22 protein-coding genes and 1 other RNA gene are annotated in these 19,119 nt (G+C 52.5%); 18 read left to right on the top strand and 5 right to left on the bottom strand.

Annotated elements, in window-relative coordinates:
- The first annotated feature begins 109 nt into the window (after positions 1–109).
- From F475_RS18775 to F475_RS18725, 12 genes are all read left to right on the top strand, one after another.
- On the top strand, positions 110–382 hold the full coding sequence (locus F475_RS18775) for a hypothetical protein (RefSeq protein ID WP_111454478.1): 273 nt from the start codon (positions 110–112) through the stop codon (positions 380–382).
- Between the two features lie 306 nt (positions 383–688).
- Complete coding sequence (locus tag F475_RS18770; protein WP_064616132.1) at positions 689–964, top strand: hypothetical protein; 276 nt, start codon at positions 689–691, stop codon at positions 962–964.
- 97 nt (positions 965–1,061) lie between these two features.
- Positions 1,062–1,459: a transfer-messenger RNA gene (gene ssrA / locus F475_RS18765) on the top strand.
- Positions 1,460–1,626: 167 nt separating this feature from the next.
- Entirely contained in the window at positions 1,627–2,862 is a 1,236-nt protein-coding gene (locus F475_RS18760) for a tyrosine-type recombinase/integrase (RefSeq protein WP_111454477.1), read from the top strand.
- A 279-nt stretch (positions 2,863–3,141) separates the two neighbouring features.
- The gene (locus F475_RS30775) at positions 3,142–3,981 is read left to right on the top strand and encodes a hypothetical protein (protein ID WP_256597169.1); all 840 of its coding nucleotides are present in this window, start codon (positions 3,142–3,144) and stop codon (positions 3,979–3,981) included.
- A gap of 98 nt (positions 3,982–4,079) precedes the next feature.
- On the top strand, positions 4,080–4,361 hold the full coding sequence (locus F475_RS18750; RefSeq protein ID WP_111454476.1) for an AlpA family transcriptional regulator: 282 nt from the start codon (positions 4,080–4,082) through the stop codon (positions 4,359–4,361).
- Positions 4,358–4,663, top strand: a complete 306-nt coding sequence (locus F475_RS18745) for a hypothetical protein (protein WP_111454475.1) — start codon at positions 4,358–4,360, stop codon at positions 4,661–4,663. The genes F475_RS18750 and F475_RS18745 overlap by 4 nt, the downstream gene beginning before the upstream one ends.
- Positions 4,664–5,039: 376 nt before the next feature.
- On the top strand, positions 5,040–5,198 hold the full coding sequence (locus tag F475_RS30490) for a hypothetical protein (RefSeq protein WP_170930078.1): 159 nt from the start codon (positions 5,040–5,042) through the stop codon (positions 5,196–5,198).
- The gene (locus F475_RS18740) at positions 5,195–5,479 is read left to right on the top strand and encodes a hypothetical protein (RefSeq protein WP_111454474.1); all 285 of its coding nucleotides are present in this window, start codon (positions 5,195–5,197) and stop codon (positions 5,477–5,479) included. The genes F475_RS30490 and F475_RS18740 overlap by 4 nt, the downstream gene beginning before the upstream one ends.
- A complete protein-coding gene (locus F475_RS18735; protein WP_111454473.1) occupies positions 5,476–5,748 on the top strand; it encodes a DUF3077 domain-containing protein in 273 nt (90 codons plus the stop codon). Before F475_RS18740 ends, F475_RS18735 begins: the two co-directional genes overlap by 4 nt.
- Positions 5,745–8,651, top strand: a complete 2,907-nt coding sequence (locus tag F475_RS18730) for a DUF927 domain-containing protein (protein WP_111454472.1) — start codon at positions 5,745–5,747, stop codon at positions 8,649–8,651. The genes F475_RS18735 and F475_RS18730 overlap by 4 nt, the downstream gene beginning before the upstream one ends.
- A 93-nt stretch (positions 8,652–8,744) precedes the next feature.
- Positions 8,745–9,689 (top strand): chromosome segregation protein SMC, encoded by a 945-nt coding sequence (locus tag F475_RS18725; protein WP_111454471.1) that lies wholly within the window; start codon positions 8,745–8,747, stop codon positions 9,687–9,689.
- Here the strand turns inward: F475_RS18725 and F475_RS31115 are convergent.
- The gene (locus F475_RS31115) at positions 9,664–9,879 is read right to left on the bottom strand and encodes a hypothetical protein (RefSeq protein ID WP_158538465.1); all 216 of its coding nucleotides are present in this window, start codon (positions 9,877–9,879) and stop codon (positions 9,664–9,666) included. The two genes, F475_RS18725 and F475_RS31115, sit on opposite strands and share 26 nt — an antisense overlap.
- A 29-nt stretch (positions 9,880–9,908) precedes the next feature.
- On the opposite strand from F475_RS31115, the gene F475_RS18715 reads away from it, so the two are divergent.
- Complete coding sequence (locus tag F475_RS18715; protein WP_111454469.1) at positions 9,909–10,274, top strand: histone-like nucleoid-structuring protein, MvaT/MvaU family; 366 nt, start codon at positions 9,909–9,911, stop codon at positions 10,272–10,274.
- Positions 10,275–10,693: 419 nt separating this feature from the next.
- Here the strand turns inward: F475_RS18715 and F475_RS18710 are convergent, their stop codons facing one another.
- The 4 genes from F475_RS18710 to F475_RS18695 all read right to left on the bottom strand — a co-directional run bounded on the left by F475_RS18710 (position 10,694) and on the right by F475_RS18695 (position 14,215).
- Positions 10,694–11,116 (bottom strand): response regulator, encoded by a 423-nt coding sequence (locus tag F475_RS18710; protein ID WP_111454468.1) that lies wholly within the window; start codon positions 11,114–11,116, stop codon positions 10,694–10,696.
- Positions 11,113–11,823, bottom strand: coding sequence for a sensor histidine kinase KdpD (locus F475_RS18705; RefSeq protein WP_111454467.1), 711 nt, complete (start codon positions 11,821–11,823; stop codon positions 11,113–11,115). Before F475_RS18705 ends, F475_RS18710 begins: the two co-directional genes overlap by 4 nt.
- Complete coding sequence (locus F475_RS18700) at positions 11,824–12,720, bottom strand: restriction endonuclease (RefSeq protein WP_111454466.1); 897 nt, start codon at positions 12,718–12,720, stop codon at positions 11,824–11,826. It lies immediately after the preceding gene.
- A 145-nt stretch (positions 12,721–12,865) separates the two neighbouring features.
- Entirely contained in the window at positions 12,866–14,215 is a 1,350-nt protein-coding gene (locus F475_RS18695) for an SIR2 family protein (protein ID WP_111454465.1), read from the bottom strand.
- A 127-nt stretch (positions 14,216–14,342) separates the two neighbouring features.
- Here F475_RS18695 and F475_RS18690 point away from each other — a divergent pair, with 127 nt between their 5' ends.
- The 5 genes from F475_RS18690 to F475_RS18665 all read left to right on the top strand — a co-directional run bounded on the left by F475_RS18690 (position 14,343) and on the right by F475_RS18665 (position 19,105).
- Positions 14,343–14,534, top strand: a complete 192-nt coding sequence (locus tag F475_RS18690; protein ID WP_146602939.1) for a hypothetical protein — start codon at positions 14,343–14,345, stop codon at positions 14,532–14,534.
- A gap of 288 nt (positions 14,535–14,822) precedes the next feature.
- Positions 14,823–15,275 carry a hypothetical protein gene (locus F475_RS18685; protein ID WP_256597168.1) on the top strand — a complete coding sequence of 151 codons (453 nt, stop codon included), beginning with the start codon at positions 14,823–14,825 and terminating at the stop codon, positions 15,273–15,275.
- Between the two features lie 211 nt (positions 15,276–15,486).
- Positions 15,487–15,762 carry a hypothetical protein gene (locus F475_RS18680; protein ID WP_111454463.1) on the top strand — a complete coding sequence of 92 codons (276 nt, stop codon included), beginning with the start codon at positions 15,487–15,489 and terminating at the stop codon, positions 15,760–15,762.
- A 1,691-nt stretch (positions 15,763–17,453) separates the two neighbouring features.
- Positions 17,454–18,200 carry a hypothetical protein gene (locus F475_RS18670; protein WP_111454461.1) on the top strand — a complete coding sequence of 249 codons (747 nt, stop codon included), beginning with the start codon at positions 17,454–17,456 and terminating at the stop codon, positions 18,198–18,200.
- 407 nt (positions 18,201–18,607) lie between these two features.
- Positions 18,608–19,105: a GNAT family N-acetyltransferase gene (locus F475_RS18665; RefSeq protein ID WP_018929446.1), complete on the top strand. Its 498-nt coding sequence runs from the start codon at positions 18,608–18,610 to the stop codon at positions 19,103–19,105.
- The last annotated feature ends 14 nt before the right edge of the window (positions 19,106–19,119 follow it).

Genomic DNA, 19,119 nt, shown 5'->3' with positions numbered 1-19,119 from the left:
GTACTGCCACAGTCCACCGATCAAGTCCCGCAGCGCGGGACTTCCCCTCAAATTGGCAGCCCGTCCTGATGGCCAGCGATGCCTGGACCCTCAGTTCAAGGAGATACTCATGAAACGCTCTGTACTGCTAGGTCTGTTCGTTACTGCCTCAATGCTGGCCTCCCCCTCGTTTGCGGTCGAAGACCTCTGTGCGGTCAACTTGAAAACCATCGAAAATGCCAAGGCACAGACTCCTCCAGAGATGACTGATCAGGTAATGGAAAGCGTCACGAAAGCCAAAGCCGATCAGGCAAAAGGCACCAAGGAAGGGACTGATGATTGCATAGCCGAGACTGAACAAACTATCCAGCAACTCAAGAACGCGAACAAAGGCGGGAAGTAATCCAGTACAAGGCCAACCTTCGGGTTGGCCTTCTGAGCCACGTAACCCCTAAGCTTGCGGAGCATCAGGCAGACTCACGACTACTTCGCAGCCGAACGCAGCCACGCGAGCTCGGCAGCCGCAACAGATTGCATGCGGTCTTAACTGACCGGCATCAGGCGCTTCTTGTCCCTTTTTCGCACCCGCCTCCCGGAAAAATCTTTCACCCCATCGCCAGCAAAAACAGAACCCTTGCACGCCTCCACAGTCCATTTGTTAAGCCCCAATCAGCGTGGCCCATCCCCACCCCCGTTCCAGGAGATACCCATGAAGCGTTCCGCCCTGGCTGGACTGCTCCTCACTGCAACAATGCTGGCCTCCTCCGCATACGCCTCAAACGATAGCGATCAATGCGTAATGAAGCTCCAGGAGGTCAATAGCAAGCTGTCCAGCGCAGCCACGCTGGACGCCGCCACCAAAGGTGTCGTCGTCACCAAAGCCGAACAAGCCAAGGCCGCCCACGCCTCCAACAACGACAGAGAGTGTGTTTCCCTGGCGCAGCAAGCGCTCCAGGACATTCAAAGCCACTTGAATAGCCATTAGGGCCAGGCCAGATAACATGCAGGTAAGGACAGAAGGTCGACTCGCCGCGCGTATTGGCGTACACTTCGCTTACCTGCTGGTTACACACAGCAGGTTCGGGGCCGCTTTGGATTCGACGCCGGTTGCGAAACTTTAGGTGCATGCCGACTTGGTAACAGAAGTCGTAAATCCACTGTTGCAACTACTTATAGTTGCCAATGACGAAACCTACGGCCAGGAATTCTCTCTCGCTGCGTAAGCAGCCTTAGATCCTGAGCTTCTGGTACCTTCGGGTCCAGCAATCATCAGGGGATGTCTGTAAACCCAAAGTGATTGTCATATAGAACAGAATCGCCGTGCAGTACGTTGTGGACGAAGCGGCTAAAACTTACACAACTCGCCCAAAGCACCCTGCCCGTCGGGTCGCTGAGGGTTAACTTAATAGACAAGGCTACGCATGTAGTACCGACAGCGGAGTACTGGCGGACGGGGGTTCAATTCCCCCCGGCTCCACCAAATAGCAATCTAGACCTGTCTCAGACAGTCTACGAAACACCCCAAGAAGCCCGCCCTGTGCGGGCTTTCTTGTTTCTAGCTGTCCCTCCCTGTCTACCCCTATCCCAACGTGCGCTGTATCCTTTCATGTACCACGGATGTAAATTGAAACTGATGGGTACAAGGAAATGAAGCGCACTGAAATCAAGCGTCGCCCCCTAGCAGACACGGTCGTAGCCACTCTGGAACCTGACTCGAAGGAGTACCGGGAGCACGACGGGAACAATGTTTACCTTCGTGTACGGCCAGACGGAAAGAAGTCGTGGCAACTCCGTTACAAGAAAGCTGACGGTAAGTGGTCATGGCTCGGGCTAGGCAGCTACCCAGCAGTCGCCGGGTCTGCTGCACGCCAGAAAGCCGCCGAGCTGCGTGTTAGTACAGCTGAAGGAAGCAACCTACTGGCAACCATGCGAGCCAAAAAAGCCGCAGAGCTAGAAAGCGCCAGTAATACTTTTGAGAAACTAGCTCGTGAGTGGTACGCGTCCAAGCGTAAAGGCTGGACCGCAGGCACAGCCGTTCGAACCATCGGCGCACTAGAGCTGCATGTCTTCCCGGTCTTCGGCACCCGTTCCTACCGAGAGATTCTTCCGATGGAATGGATGGATTTTCTTCGCACGATGGAACGCAAAGGAATCATTGAGCAGACCAGTCGCGTTCGGGGAATGTGTCGTGACATCTACGACCTTGCTCGGGTCACCGGGCGGGCAACACACAACCCGCTGGAAGGTCTTCACAAATTCCTGCAGACGAAACCAGCAGAAAACTACGCTCATGTATCCCAGGAAGAATTGCCCCCCCTCCTTCGAGCAATCCGCGCTTATCCAAGCGCTATGGATATCCGTATTGGGCTCCACCTGCTTTCCATGCTGGCTTGTCGCCCTTCCGAAATTCGTGAGGCTCGGTGGTCTGAGTTCGATTTGAAAAAAGCTGTTTGGACCATCCCCTCGGAACGGATGAAACGTCGCCGAGAGCATTTGGTGCCACTTCCTCACCAAGCGGTAACTTTGCTTAAAGAACTACACATTTTGACCGGCAGCTATCAGCTACTTTTCCCAGGCCGCAGCGATACGACTAAAGCACGTTCCAATACCGTCTTCTTGATGGCGTTACGTCGTCTGGGTTACGAAGGTCGACAAACCGGCCACGGATTCCGACACATCGCTAGCACGATCCTCAACGAACATGGTTTTGATGAAAACCATATCGAGGCCCAGCTTTCACATGTGAAGGATGGAATCGCGGGTGTGTACAACAAAGCGGTGTACCTCAAGCAACGTACGACGATGATGCAGTGGTACGCGGATTACCTAGATCAGTTGGCCGCTGGAAATGTCCTTCACGGACATTTCGATGAGGTGGTATGAGCGCGAATATCCTCACCCCCTCCAAAATCCGTGTTACAGGTGTAACGCGTGTAACGCTCTATGCGAAATGCCCGAATTCATTGGCTTTCGCACCTGTTACACGCTTGCGCGACTGTCCATACACCCCGTGTAACGCCGCCCTAGTGTGTAACGCCAAACTCAGCCGACGCTTGCTGCAGGCTACCGTTCTGGGCTCGTTGCTACAGCCCGACTCTCGCTGGTTACGCGTGCAAAACGAAGGGCGTGGGATCGAGCGTTACACGTTGAGAGACCTTGGCGATGATTGATCACCAAATCACTCCTCGTTCAGCGCTAACTGCTGGCCTGATCGCGCATCTCTCGGCGCAACCGCTCTATGAGCTCTGCCGTGAACAGTTAGCTGACGTGTGTTACTTGATTGATCAGTGCTGTCTGCGCATCCAGACCGGCGAAATCGATAGCGATCTCAGCAGTATGTGCATCAAGACAACGATGCATGAAGAGACCATTTTTCAGTATGCCTCCACCGACCACAGGTCGCGCCTCGCACACTGGGTTCGCCAGTACAGCAACTGTTACTCGGCAACGGATCGCGAGGCACACACCGCCTACATCATGGCCTGTGCTGTCAAAGCGCTGGGGGTTCTTAACGACTGGATGCACACCGCCGATAAAGCGGCGTGGATGCATATCACGGCAATACCGACCGATTGGCCATGGGATCTTTATTGCCAGTTTGTAGAATCGCAGGTCGATACGAATCAGCGCACCCAGGCACTCGACGAGTATGTCTTCCAATTGGAGCCGATCACTACCCTCCCCTGTTTGATTGATGACGAACTGACGCCCGTAGCTGATCGGGCGATGAGGAAAGCTATCCGCAGTAAAGGCGGCATCATCAGCGGGATGGAGCGTAGTAAGGACATTAGCGCCCGAGATGCTGCAATCGTTAAGCAAGGTGAGCACTATTTGTCGAAAGGCATGCCAGAACGGAATGTCAAAACGGCAGTGCATGCCTGGTTGAAACGTGAAGTAGCTAAACCACTCAAACATCGCCCTGAGTGGGTCACCCTCGAGCTCGAAAAGGCGCTGACTCGCAAAAGCGTGGAGGCCATTCTCAAACGCAATTTCGTGCTGTAACTGAAATTTCAATTGGATTTCAATTGGAAGTGAACTGCTTACCGCTGGCCCATTTCTAGATCATCGCTCTCAGTCCTAACCTGTTGAGAGCAAGACCTATGAAAGCCTCTATCATCGAACTTCCCCGCCTTATTTCTGCATCTTCCAGCCCACTGTTCGATGCATCTTCGACGTTGATCCGCATGCCTGAAGTTGAGGGCATTGTGGGAATGAAGCGTTCCACTATCTACAAGCTCATGCAGCGCCCCGACTGCTGTTTTCCGCAGCCCGTCAAACTGAGCAACAGCACCGCTCGCGGGGCTCCTGTTGCTTGGGTTTTGTCTGAAGTGCAGGCATGGGCACGCAGCCGCATCGAGGCACGCGATCAGGTGGCCGCATGAGTCGTCAGACCGCAAACAACGCTTTGATGCATCCCTTCTCCGTGCTGCGTCGGATCGGCTTTTCAACTCGCCTCATGCAGCGCCTTGAGCGCTACCGCCGCCAGCAGGACAAACAGGGCCGCGTTGTCAGCGTACTGAGCTGGGCCGACGGCACCTGGTGCGCCCTCTCCCTTCACTGCGAAAAGACTGGAGCCGTGATCGTCGACGAAGGCCAGCAAACGCATGCCTACGAAGACGCCCGCTCCATGCTCAGCGGTGGCCTCCTGCCCCTCCTTTCCCTGCGCTGGGAAGCCCATGCCTGAAACGAAAACGCCTCCGGGGGCGATCCGGAGGCGTTGAGGTAAATCTACATGCACGAACAATTTATGCCGCACCTGAAAAATCCGCAAGCCATCAGCGCAGTTGCACTTTCGAAAAACGGACGTTACTCTCTGGCCGTCACTGCAAAATCAGCGACCGGGTTTGGCGACCCGAGCTCATACAGGCGCACAGGCGCCCCCATACCGATTGCAGGCGCTTTTTTTGTGCCCGCACTCCTGCTTAATGGTGGCTGTGCGTGGGAGACCTTCGGGTCTGCCGGGGTCCTGTATGCCCGGTTCGCCAACCCGCGCACAGCTGCCACCCTTAAATCGTTTGGCGACGATAAGTGGCAGCTCCTCACATACAGGAGCTTCACCAATGCACGCCCTCAATCCGTCCAAAATTCGCGCCGCGGCACACCGTGCAATGGCTCTCGCCGCTTTACACGCCAACTCCAGCCTCGCTACACGCCTCTCCCGTTACAACGCTCACATGGCCAAAGCCCGTGCACTCGAAACCGCAGGCGGTGCCCAATGAACAGCGCACTGAGTTTTGCCCTGCCCGAAGACCTGCTCTGCGTGAATCCAACTGCTGAAGCCGGTGTGCCCATCGACGCCATCACCTGCGCCATTGATCGCGCCGACTCGGTGCTGACGCTGCTTGAAGATCACTTCGAAAGCGAATCCTCGCGCCTCGCCAATCATGTGATCGCAGCCGTCCTCTGGGACGTGCGCGGCACCCTTGGCCTGATCAAGACCCTCGCCTTGCACGGTGACACCACCTCCATTCCAGCTGCGCAGAAAGGCGGTGCGCTATGACCACATCCACCACCCTTGGTCGCGCCACATTTACTCGCGTGAACGCTACCGATTTGAAGTTGTTCCGGGTGAATGCCGGAGTACCGGTCGAAGATGCACTAGAGATGGTTTCCCTGCTGCAGCATCACGCTAACCAGCTCAACTTCAACGCCGCCATGAGCGACAGCGGCGAGCGTTTCAGTTGGCCTGCTCTGTACCTTGGCGAGATGGCCAAAGCCCTGATCGACGACATCAACGACGCGCTTTTTTTGCCGAGGGCTGACGCATGAGCCAACGCCCGAGCAACTCCGCGAAACGTCCCTGCTTCGCCGACGTGAAAGCCGCTGCACTGAAAGACATTGATCGTGTCCTGATGCATTGGTTGCCCAGCGGTAAACGCGTAGACGGCGGCAAGGAATACACCGCTCCCAATCCAACCCGCAGCGACAAGCGCGCCGGTTCGCTTAAGATCAATTTGAGCAAAGGCACGTGGGCCGACTTTGCCACCGGCGACAAGGGCGGTGACCTGATCGATCTGGTGCGCTATCTGGACGGCGGCACCGACGTAGATGCCTGCAATAAACTGGCAGACCTCCTCAACGTATCGCCCGGCGCCGCCCAGGCGAAGCCAGCGCTTGCCAAGACAAAAGCACCGGAGTGGACTGCCATTCAGCCGATCCCGGCCGAGGCCATGAACAAGTGCCCGGCCAAGCATCGGCAGCACGGCGCGCCATCCAAGGTGTGGATCTATCGTGATGCACAGGGCCAGCCGCTTATGGCGCTTTACCGCTTCGACCTCGGCCCCGATGAAGACGGCAAGCCGAAGAAGGTCTTTGCGCCACTGACGTGGTGCCAGCGCGCCGATGGCCAGACCACGCAATGGCGCTGGCAGGGTCTGCCCGATCCTCGACCACTGCTGCGTCTTGATGAACTGGCCCAACGTGTCGACGCGCCGGTTGCCCTGTGCGAGGGCGAGAAAGCTGCCGACGCCGCCGCTAAACTGCTGCCGGGTCACGTGGCCATCTGCTGGCCGAATGGCTCCAACTCTTGGCACAAAGCCGACCTGACACCGCTCAAAGGTCGCGACGTGCTGTTGTGGCCGGACAACGATGTCAGCGGCAAAGCCTGCATGGAAGTCGTCGCCGACAAACTGCGCGAGATCGGTGCCGCGTCGGTCCGGGTCATCGCGCTGGAGGTGTTCAACCTCAAACCCACGCTGAAGAACGGCCGCGCCGCCTTCGCCAAAGGTGGTCAATGGGGCGATGGCGACGACGCCGCTGATGCACTCGCCAAAGGCTGGACAGCGGCCCACTTCGCCGAGCTGGAAAGCAGCGGAGAACTGTTCGGTTTGGTTGTCGAAAAGACCGAGCCTGAACAGATAGAGACCAAACCAGAACCGAAGACAAAAACAGCCACTAAGAGTCCCGCGAAATCGAAAAATGACCTGATGCCCGGTGGCTTTCGCCTCACGCCCGAAGGTGTGTTTTATTCTGGCGATGATGGCGAGGCGCGCCCGGTGTGTTCGCCTCTGGAAATCCTGGCTCGCACCCGCGACGACAAAGGCCAGAACTGGGGCCTACTGGTCGAGTTCGACGACCCCGACGGCGCCAAAAAACGCTGGAACATCCCGGCGCGCACCATGACTGGCGACTTCGGCAAGGACGTGCTTGGCCCGTTGGTGGATATGGGCCTGCGCCTCGCCGGTAGTCGATCCGGACGCAACGCACGCAACGACCTGCAGAGTTACCTCGGCGGCTTCGACAGCGCGCAACGGGCACTACTGGTCACCCGCCTGGGCTGGCACGACAACGCTTTTCTGCTGCCCGAGCAGCAGGTCGGCGCGCACAGCGAACACCTGCACTTCTACGAGGCCGGCTCTCAGCTTCCGCCGATCAGCGAAGGAGGCACGCTTGAGCAGTGGCAAGATCAGATCGGCGCACTGTGTGTCGGCAACCATCGCTTGGCGTTCGTCGTCGGCGTGGCTTTTGCTGGCCCGCTGCTGCACATGCTTGGACACGAATCGGGCGGCTTCCACTTGTACGGCGACAGTTCAGGCGGCAAGACTACGCACCTGCAAGTTGCTGCCTCGATCTACGGCGGGCCTCGTCTGGTGCGTTCGTGGCGCTCCACCGACAACGCACTGGAATCGATCGCCGCCGCGCATTCCGACGGCCTTCTGGTGCTGGATGAAATCGGCATGTGCGATCCGCGCATCATCGGCGAGACGGTGTACATGCTCGGCAACGGCACCGGCAAGGCACGCGCCAATGACCGAGGCCAAGCAGGCCGACAGGTACAGGAGTGGCGCCTGCTGTTTCTCTCCACCGGAGAGAAGACGCTGGCTCAGCACATGGCCGAAGCCAACAAGGAGCTGAAAGCGGGCATGGAGGTACGCATGCTCGCCGTTCCGGCCGATGCGAGCAAAGGCCTCGGGATGTTCGATGCGTTGAACGGCTTTGAGGATGCGGCGTCACTCGCCGACGCACTCAAGGCGCGGGTAGCGAAGTATTACGGCACTCCACTCACGGCCTTCCTCACTGCGTTGTGCGAGCCGGGCAAACGTCACGGTTGGTCCGCCATCCTGCGCCGCACGCTGGAAGGGTTTATCGCCCAATCGCTACCGACCTCGGCCAGCGGGCAAGCGCACCGTGCCGCCGCTCGCTTCGGCCTCGCGGCCGCAGCGGGTGAGCTGGCCACCGCGATGGGAATTACCGGCTGGCCCGATGGAACCGCCACCACCGCCGCCCGCGTGTGCCTCAACGCATGGATGAACGAGCGTGGCGGTGCCGGGAACTTCGAAGGCGATGCGATCTTGGCGCGGCTGCGCCAGGTCATCGAACGCTTCGGCGAAAGCAGGTTCACCCGCTGGGAATCGGCGGCGGCAAAGATCGACGAACACGGCCCGCGCACCATTGACCGTCTCGGCTTTCGCAAGACGCTGGAGCACGGCTTGGGCGACTCCCTACACACCACGAACACCTATTACGTGCTGCCCGAGGCATGGCGCTCGGAGATCTTCCGGGGCATGAACATCAACGCCGTGAATAAGGAGCTGCTGCAGCGCGGTGTATTGGAACCGAGCAGCGACGGCAAGGCGTCGAGTCTGGTCCGGCTGCCCGGCCTCGGTCAGCAACGCTGTTACATCGTGAAGACGATTCCGGGAATGGATGAGAGCGAGGCTCGGGCTGCCTGAGGGCATCTCTGCTGATTGAGGTAGCGCCGGCTTATTTCCGGCCTCGCCAGCCACTCAACCAACCCACAATCGAATTGAACAGAGACTAAACAGATGAAAGAGATTCAAGAGCTGAAAGACCGCCGCGACCAACTGCTGCTCGAAGCAGACAAACTCCACGCCGAACTGCTGCCCCTTGAGGCGGTGCTGGAAAGTGAAGAACCTATCGAACCGGATCGGAAACGCGAACTGCGGGACAATTACAACACGCTGAAAAGGAAGTTCGATTCGCGCAACATCAATGCAGACCTTCTAGATCGGAAGATCAATCGCCGTGAAAACCTCGCCAATTGCGACTCCCTGATGGCGGGTTACATTGAGGCGATGAATAACTGGACAGCGGATGAGCAGGAGCTTAATGAAAAGCGTCTAAGCCTCAGCACCCGCCTGGAGCAGATCCAACAACAGGCGGTAGAGGACATGGCCAAAGCCCGTCAGGCGGAAACGGACGCTGCCACGGCCTACGCGCAAGCCGTCGCATGGGGCGACACCGAAGGTGAGAAGACCGCCAACGCCGAAGCACAAAAGGCTGCGAAGAACCTGACAGCGGCCACCGAACATAACCGTCGGCAACACCTGATCATGGCTGCTCTGGAGCAGGAGCTGGTCACCGTAGATAAATACATCGCTGAAGCACAAGAAAAGCATAGGGGGATAGAACGCAACGCTCTGTGGCTCTCGCAGACGGTACTCGAGGAGCAATGGAACAAGGCAGCAAAAGCGTTGTTCGAGGTGGGTGGTAAGCTGTGGGCAAATTACAGCCAGTTGGGACTTGATCAGGTAGCACTGATGAAACTGGCGGTTCCTGAGCAAGGCGAAAACTATGGGCAATGGACATGGCACGAGCTAATAGATCGCTCTCGTCAATACAGCGCGCGGGACTTAGTCCAGCTTAGCAGTCTACCTATACCGCAACAGCAAGAAGAAGTGAGCAATCCGGCACATCGCGAGGATGAACGTAATGAACAAGCCACTACAGAACAGCGTGACCTGGTCTGACACGCTCAAATTTCGGAAAACCCACCTGAATGCCTTGTTGAAAACCATAAATGCGGGTGCGGGCAAAACCAGTCATATACAAACGCTGACTATCAACGCGATCAACGCGGAAATGGCGAACATTGAAAGGCAACTGAACCGCCGTAAATAGTGTCGAATTTGTAACAGGCATGACTATCTTAATAATCACGTAATACTCCACAGAACAAAGGAATAAAAATGTCTAAACTCGCAGAGTACCGTCAGCTGGAAAAACATCTCGCCGAGCAACTTCAGGCATTAGAAGCACTGAAAGGTGATGATGGACTGAAGAAAGAAATCGAGTTCGAAACCAAGCTGCGCAAGCTGCTTGAGCATTACGGCTACAACCTGAAGCACATCATCAACCTGCTCGATCCGCAAACCACTGCCCGACGCCAATCTGCGGCCCCGGCCTCGAGCACACGCAAACCACGCGAACTCAAGGTCTACAAAAATCCGAATACTGGGGAAGTGATCGAAACCAAAGGCGGGAACCACAAGGCTTTGAAAGAGTGGAAAGCAGAGCACGGCGCTGACGTCGTCGAGGGATGGCTGAAGAAGTAAAACTGCTTCACCTGAAAAAGGGCCCAGACGGGCCCTTTTTAATGGCAGCGCTTGACTCACGCAAATGATTTTGTCGTCAGCTCACAGCCTCCTGGAAAAACTCTATCATATTCGTAGTTTCATAGTGCATTAATAGAAGACTGCTTTCAGCCATAAGAAGACGGTCGCAGAAGTGTGCCTTCCTCCAAAATTTGTCACTCCGTGTGATTACCAAACCATGGGGCGATTCCTGGAGACTGACAGCCAACTGAAGTGGTTCGCATCACCATTGCCGGCGTGGAGGTGAGGTATTCTGAAAGTGGTCGGCTTACAGGGTTACAAACCGTAAGTCTTCTCACGTCCAATCCGTCATGCGACCGGCTCAGCTGTTTTAAAATTTGCGACCTCAGAGCAATAAAAATATTTTCGACAGCGCCTATTCACGCTCTCGTTAATATTGACGAAAGCTTTTCTTTTAATGCTCTTGCTCTACCTTTAGGTATATATGAAACATTTAATCTTTGACACATCTCTTCGACTTCTGGCTTGTCGTGAACCGAGTAAACTATTATTTTGTTACCGTTAATCCCTTTCGTTCGAGCTTGCTGCGCAATAAAGAGCCCTCTGAACTCTTGAAACAGTTTTCCCCTCTGCTCCAATACGCTTTCAAACGCAGAAGAGGCCGGCACATTGAGATCAAAAATAAGTGCTGCATAGTCATCTACGCTGGAGCCCACTAGCTTTTTATTTGCATCATCTATCGAGGTTGAAAAATCCACGCTAAAACCTAGTGACTCTACATAGTCCTCTAGCCAATCCAAAAACATAGGCTCATCATCAAGAATTAGAATTTTTGCGCTCATTTTAAAAACCCATTTGGAATTCTGATTTCAAATTTCGTTATTCCAGAAGATGAATGACTCCCCTCAATCGTCCCCTGAAATGCATTCTCGACGATTAGCTTACAAATATGAAGCCCTAAGCCGGACCCTGAAGATGTTCTTTCTTTTGCACTTTTTGCTCTATACCCGATTGCGAAAATATCGTCATCGTTAGAAAATGGCTCGCTTTGCCCCTCAAATGTAATGATCAGGCTATCAGTTTTTTTCTGTATCCAATTTTTTATTGTCAAAGTCGAGCCGGCCTTGCCGTATTTAACTCCATTATCGATGAGATTCATGAAAACCTGCTTAAGTAAATTCGGATCTCCCTTTACGCAGTTTTGAGTGTTTTTATCCTCTAGCTCTACCTTTACCTTACTACTCGCCCCTTGCTCTTGAAAGAATTGCGCAGACTCGATAATAGCCTGTGGTATAACGGTAGTTTTGATAGAGGAGTTAGAAATTGATTCAGTATTTCCCGATGCGTACTCTGCAAAATATGAAAGGTTTCTTATCAACGAAACCGTATACTCTAACTGCGCCCTAGCGCGTGCTAATCGCTGAGCCTTTTTATTCTCTGGAATTACACCACCTATTAAATTGTCGAGTGTTCCAATCACACCACTCATAGGATTTATTGCTTGATGAGTAATATTTTGAATAAGGAATAACGTTTCTTTGTTATCCATTTATACGGCCCTTTTAATTATAGTTAAACCAATATTTTCAGCCCCTAGCTGAGCGCTAAAATTTGACAGACCTGAAAGCGCTTGGATGTGACTTTCTTCCGACTCAATTAACGCTCTCGGCAACTCAATTGCCAAGTTAAGTTCTTGGTCTTGCGTGATAACTGGTGTTTTCTTAAAAATAAACACTAAGTACGCAAATAGCGCTCTAATAGAGAACCGATCAAAGTATTTGACGCACAACCCTGAATAATCTATCCATTCGAATTGATCTTCAATCTTGTGAGTTCGAAAATAGAATTCATCTAAAACTTTTATATCTGACATCCTAGTCGATACCAGTTCGCTGACAGAGTGAGCTAGCCATAGTTTGACTTCAGGTATCGGCCCGGTGTCCGGCGAAAGAGTATTAGATGTTTTAATAAGTAGCAATATGGAAGGGTAAAATAGATCGAGTTTAGATGCCGCTTCTGATTTCAGCCCATACTTCCTCGCAAGCTGGGGATAAAGATTTAATTTAGTAGTAACCTCAACTGCCCCCCAGAATCTAATAATCGGTTTTCTTCGTGATTCATTCCAAGCTCTAACCTGATCAACTGCTTGCGGCGTGAGGGAAGAGCTTGTTACAAATAAAAGCATATCAGCGCTTTGCGCTTCTGCATATGATATTTTATTCCACACTGTAGGCCAGTCAACAGAACCTGTATATCTTTTGCATTCAACATACCACTTTTGGCGTTGATACTGACCGGATAAATCCGAAATAAAATAATCTCCTTCAATGTCTCTTCCGACATCGCTTCCAGGAGTTCTCCATACTGTATTTCTCAACCCAAGAGTAGTAACAATATCAAATGTCATACTTTCAAATTGTTCTGGGGAAAGGCTTAATAAATTCAATGTTCCTCCTTGTTGAAAATCCTAGCAGATCTTGACAAATGACGTCATGACAGTGATTTCAGCCACTCCCGATGGGCTGTTAAGGCGCCAAGGACATTGATAGCATCTTAAACCCATGACAAGACATTTAGTTAAGCATAAAAGGTTATGCTGGCAAATCCAAAGTAAATTCCTCTCCGTTCTTTATCTTCTCAAGTAACTGTCGCAACAAGTTAGAGTATCTATGCGCCTGAACCTCATTGCCGTTCATTACAGCACAATGATATTTATTGTCGAACGATTTTATATCTACACCAGTAGTATTCTTCAAAATTTCGAGCAACTTATTCGCGTCGTGCCATCCTTTGAAACCTAAACTTACTCCTAAAGTTGATGGCGTATGTGGAAAATTGACGTTGAAAGCTAGGCCGTCAGAGGCGTCAGCTATTCCGTAAAGTTTAGCTAATGCCCCCTCTGACTCAGAAACGTTTGCAAGTACAGTGTAATCAACTTGGATGGGGTTTTTAGGGATGTCAGAACGCACTAGCTCATAGGTTCTTGCCAGTAGTGCACGCAGCAGCTTTGGGTTGACATTGTCCAATGCTTGGTTAGCGCCAAAAGCCTTGTATACCCAGCTATAGTCATGTGCAACGATACTTTTTATACGTATGCTTTTATTCTCTGATACCGATATCAGGCGTTCACGTCTAGGATATTCGGTGACTTCCTTGCTTGACCACTCCAAATGGTAAATATTTGGAATTAACGCGCCATTTTCGGAAAGAATCTCATCAATATCCGACAGTATAGCTCTAATGTTTGGATCTTCGGCGCTGTAGCCAACAAAAATAAGAGGATGCTCCGCAAAAAAAGCAAGCATTTTGGCACTTAGATACTTTTTCTTTTTCAGAAAGTTATCATAGTCCTCTCGTGTGATGACTACGCTCCTAGAATCCGAAGCACATCCATGTATCTTGAATATCTCACCTATACTTGAATGATTTGCATAGAGAATCCGCTGCCCAATGATCGGGGCGTAGTCAGGAAAAATGCTCTCTAGTAAACAATCATAGTTGGTAGTGATTATAGAGTGAGGGTGAATCTTTTTCAGCAGTTCAATTTCATCGTTGTCCGTGGCAGTTGTTTCACTCAATAATTTCTTAAAAATTTCACACACTGCATGTTTGAAGTAAATATCGGACTCATTGCCTGAGCCAAATAATTCACCGGGAAACTCGTCTTCGCCGCCACTCCAAGCCCAGTCATTGAATTTTTCTGAGAAGACGGTTCCAATGTCGACAAGATTAGGATAGCGCTGCAAATAATAAGCAAATTTTTTATCGATCTCGGGACACATTTCACTAAGCGAGTGCAGTAACTCCTCCCAATTAGGGCCGTTAAGGTATCTTTTAGTTAGGCCTGACCCTACGAAAAGTATAGGCTGGCAGCCCATCGCCTCAATACATGTTTTGATATCATCCGTCACATCGTCTTTATACTTATCATAATCGCTCATATGCGCTCCCTAGTGTTTTTGTGCCTGCTGAGCGAGGGGCGGTCACGTGACGGGTTCGTCAATGATCTCAGTCTCCCCCAATGAGCAATGTCAGAATAGCCACTAGCCATCTCTGGTGGCTAGTGGCTTGACCAAGATCGACGAATTTCATTTCTTTGATAACGATTACAGAGTCCTAGCAAGCAGAATCCGGCGCATCCAGCTCAATGATTCGGATGAGAGCTTGTGGCCGATAGCGGGCGGTCATAAACGCCTGCCGTCGGCCGGGAACAGCTTCGAAACGATTGCTGCGGTCGAACCGATACGGACCGTGGCGTAAGGCGAATGACAACCTAAAGCGCTGTCACGTTAGCGTGTCGTTAGCTACTACAGACTTATAAAAATTGAGAGTTCGAATCTCTCCTTCACGGCCAAATTCTGAAAACGCAAACCCCTGATTTTACTAAAGAAAGTCGGGGGTTTTTGGTTTTTGGCGTCTGAAAAATACCCATATGGGACTGATATGGGACTGGAGTGTCGTTTTCTGGCTTAGAGATGCAAGCCCGCACCTAGGTGAACGCTATACCTACAATCAGAGTTTCTACGCTCAATCCACGCAGAGGCAATCATGGAACCAGGGAATGTTTCAGCAATCATTTCGGCTGTTGCAGGTATCAGCGGCGTCTTGCTCGGCAACTCGTTCGTTCTGATTAAAGAATGGTGGGCCAAGCGCAAGACGGTTAATCAGGACACGACATACCTAGGGATTATTGTTGTGTCCCATTTGGATCGATTCGCAACAGGATGCTTCGATGTTTCTCAGGACGACGGCACTTTGCACGGTCAACCTGCGGGCCAAGATGGTCAATGTGAAACCACTAAGGTATCCCCTGTATTTCGTCCGTTGGAGCTCGACGTTAACTGGAGGCTGTTACCGAAAGATCTGATGTATTCGATCCTTCGACTTCCGGATCAGCAGGACCAGCTTCAAGGCAACCTTGCGGGAATATGGGACTTCGACTTCGACCCGCCAGACCACATTGGGTATTTCCAGCAAGGAGGCGGGGATATGCGGTGTTAGGGCTTGAGGCGTCTGCAGCAGCTAAAAAACTCCTTTCCCATTCCGGGTTACCGGCTGAGAAGCTTGGTCCGGGAGAGTGGAGCCGAGATCAATGTATGAAAGACGTCATATTTGATATCGACGCTAAGCGCAGTACACATCGCTTGCAGAATGCGACTCTGTCTGAGCTCTAATAGATCTCCCAAAGATTACAAAGGAAAGGAACCCCGCGATGACTGTCGATCCCGACGAAGCCCTGAAAGCCCGCCGTCTGGCGCGATTGCGCGAAGAGCTTGGCTACCTGCTGGACGAAGACGATCCCCAATCTCGTGCCTGGCGTCAGGGCATGATCAATGGCCGCATGTTGGAGCTGAAAGAACTGGGGATTTTCGAGCAAGACGAATTCGACGCGTTCAATGACGAAATAAACGCTGCGCTGTGGGCCAAAAAAATGGCGGAAGCAAACCCGTTGGGCGACAGCATCGACAGCGGGGAGGAAGGTGGGTAATGACCGTTACCCATAACGCCGCTTATGTAAAACGAGTAGGACACCTGGGCAATGGCCGGTCCGGGGGGGCCGCCGCCTTGCGTCAAGCCGAGGTAATTTGCCCTCAAACCTTCCAAGCATTGGAAGTTACGCGCTGTCAGGTGCGTGCCCAAGTGAGAGCAATGATCAAGCTAGGGCATTAAGAGCCTTTAACGCGCCACGCTGGCAATTTCCAGGCAAAAAAAAGCCGCCTTAGTAGGGCGGCTTTTTTGTGCCAGTCCGGTTAGTGGCCGGGCCGGCGGTCTCACAGGGAACGCGTGGTGTCCACAAGAGAGTACAAGCTGGTGCCACCTCGCGCAATAATTAACGATTGGCGGTGTGACGTCAGTCTGACGTCGGCGCTCAGAGGTGGCGGCAGGCGAGGGCTGGCGCCTTTTTGGTTGTTTTTTGTACAAAAAAAACCCTCACAAAAAAAACTTAAAAAAATCTTCTCCAGCCAAAGCCCTGTAAACCCTAGCTTCCACCGAAAACTCCCCCTTTATAACCGCTCAATGCGCGGATCTGCCCCACCACGGTTGGAAAAAGTTCGTTAACATCGGGCCAGATTCGCGTTCGGCAGCTGGGGTAAATGACCAGCATTTGAGCATGAATTTGGACTTCCCAACACGGGCTTAGTAATCCGTGCCGGATTTCGGGAGGCCATCAGCTTAGCCACCTCATAGGGAACGCGTGGTGTGTTCCGAAAGGCGCGTGTGTTCCGGGATAAGCGCGCTGGAGGTATGGCCCAACTACGGGAGGGCCTAGCATGTTGAAACATTTGAAACATTTGAAACATGCATGGGATTTCGTGGTGGTTTGTGTACGTGTGCATCACGTCTTTGAACTGCTGCGAGACTACTTCAAAAGTCAGTAATGGCTGAGAGGTATGCCGCTTCGGCTTCGACCGAGGCGGTTTTTTTTTGGTCCAAAAAACCTCGCCTAATATGCTCGGCAGTTGTGCGTGCTGCGCACGTGGGAAAGCCAGACGTTAGTAGCCCTTTGCCGAGACCGCAGGCATTGGCGGATTCAGTGGTCCGACCTCATTATTCCCGCGCCGTAGTGCTGCCGGATTAAGTAGCGCTGATTTTCCTTGGTTTCGCTGACTGAAAGCGTTACACAATTCGTCTTCGTTACACCATGAACACGGAACGCTATCAGGGCGTGTAACGCTAGATTTATCGTTTAAATTCAATCAGTTAACTAGACTCGTTACACCTGTAACACGAGTTACACGACATTTGACAGGTACCCGCCCCACTCCCCATGAAATTGACTTCCACCAGCGAGGAGATTCAAAGCGGGAGCTGGGGCCCCTGAGGCGATGAGACAAGCACGGGGGCGGAAACCCGCAGGACCTTGATAGCGGGAGACCTCCCAGCTTAGTGAACAGGTGAACCTGGTGAACTGCCTGTTCACCTGTACATTTGCCCTACGAAACGACGGATCTAAGGTCACCATTACCTACACGGTAACGATGTCTCTTTTTCTTCAAGGTCCTTTCAACTTCAACGTTGAAATTTCAGTAAGGTGGGAGATCTGCCGCTAACAAGATGTCGCGGGTTTCCGACCCCGTGTGTCGATAAAACCCTCAGGGTCCCCGGCGACTTTTCTGGCGTAGGATCCGTTATGTTAGGTAGGTCGCTCCAACCCCCTCTATTTCTCAAGGAAGACACGTGTTCTGGAAAAGAGATAACAAAATTCAAGTAGAGATTCTGAATCCGATCAATATCAGTTCTCCGTCGAGCAGCCCTCAACAGGGCGATACGAAGTCCCCACCAATCGTGCGAGAGGTCGACAAGGATTTTGCAATCAAACTGCTCACCTACTTCGCAATTGTCCTGCAGGCCGGCCTGCTTGCGTATGGCTATCTGGAGTTGAGTGCTTACTACGAGCAGTTTGGTATCGGCACGACTGAGCTGGAGCTCGGCACCCCCACCATATTGGTTTATGGGTATAGCTATGCCTTCTCCAGCATCATGGGATTGGTTTACCTGATCCCTTTCATCGGTGCGCTCATACCAGGATTGATGTTCATATCCGTGGCTTTGACATTCGTATATTTGCTGATGAGTAGGGTCAGCAAGAAAGGAGAAATCCTCGAAAAAGGAACATGGGGAGGGATGCTTCTGTTGCTTGTGTTTATAGCCCCCGTCCTCGGCGTCCATCATGGGGTAGAGAGAGCGCGAGAAAATATCAAGGCAGATTCTGGAATTGACGTAAGCAATGGCATCAGCAGGGTTCACAGCATAATCACAGACAAGGGTGAGATCACCGGTCAACTCGTGGTTGCTGACACGAAGAGCTCGTTCCTCCTAGTAAAAGACACCCTCTATAAGGTTGATAACAAGACCAACCGAGTGATGAGGAAAACTGTGCTGAAGGCAAAAGACAAAAAAGATCCCGCGAGGAAGGCTGATTAGGCGATATTGCCACGCCTGAAATACACACAGGCCCGGTCAGCGTGTATCCCCACGTGTATCCCAACAAAATCACTACCGCATCAGACCCAATGTATCCGGGATATTGACCGGCACGTTCAAACGGCCCCGGCTCCACCAATCCGAAAACGACAAAGCCCGCCAAGTGCGGGCTTTGTTGCATCTGGGGTTTGGCAATCGATGGCTCACATGTCCCCCTGTGGGAGCGGGCTCCTTTGCTTTGATTCTGCTGAACGGTTCTTGAAATGTAAGCGGCTGGCAAACACATGTGGACCGCGCGTTCAATAACCATCTGCGCTCGTGAACTGGTTAGGGTATCGGTTATTGTCCCAATCGGCGGCCGCGTCAGTAGACTGCCTGCGGTGAGTAATCAGCATTGGAGTTGCGCAATGGCGACGTTTAAGACCCGCAGACTTTTGATAACGCGCCTGTCGCCGGATGATGTCAGTTTTGTGATGACGATGGAGGCCGACCCAGAGGTCATGCGCTACACGACCGGAGTAGTTGCCCCTACCCCTTCTCGACGGAAAGAAGTTCTCGCCTATGTAAATTCTGCACCGCATGAGGGGCCAGGGCATTGGCGTGTGGAGTTACAGGGGAAACCAATTGGCTGGATAAGCCTCACCCCCCTAGAATCCACTGATCGATTTCAACTGGCATACCGTTTCGCTAAAGTCTTTTGGGGTAACGGATACGCTACAGAGGCTGGTGCGGCAATTCTCGATTATGCGCGTGACGTGCTAGGTCTTTCAGAGTGTGTTGCTCTCGTCTGGCCCGATAACAATGCTTCTACTCATGTTTTATCTAAGTTGCGGTTTCAGTATGAAGGCTCTTCCGTGTACTACGGTAATGACGTGAATGTCTTTGTCCGTGCGCTGGATGTATAGGCTTCGGATGAAGC

It is taken from the genome of Pseudomonas sp. URMO17WK12:I6, from assembly GCF_003253625.1.
In the GTDB taxonomy this organism is placed as follows: domain Bacteria; phylum Pseudomonadota; class Gammaproteobacteria; order Pseudomonadales; family Pseudomonadaceae; genus Aquipseudomonas.
The sequence above is the reverse complement of the archived record's forward strand: the minus strand, read 5'-3'. Positions and strand labels throughout refer to the sequence as shown.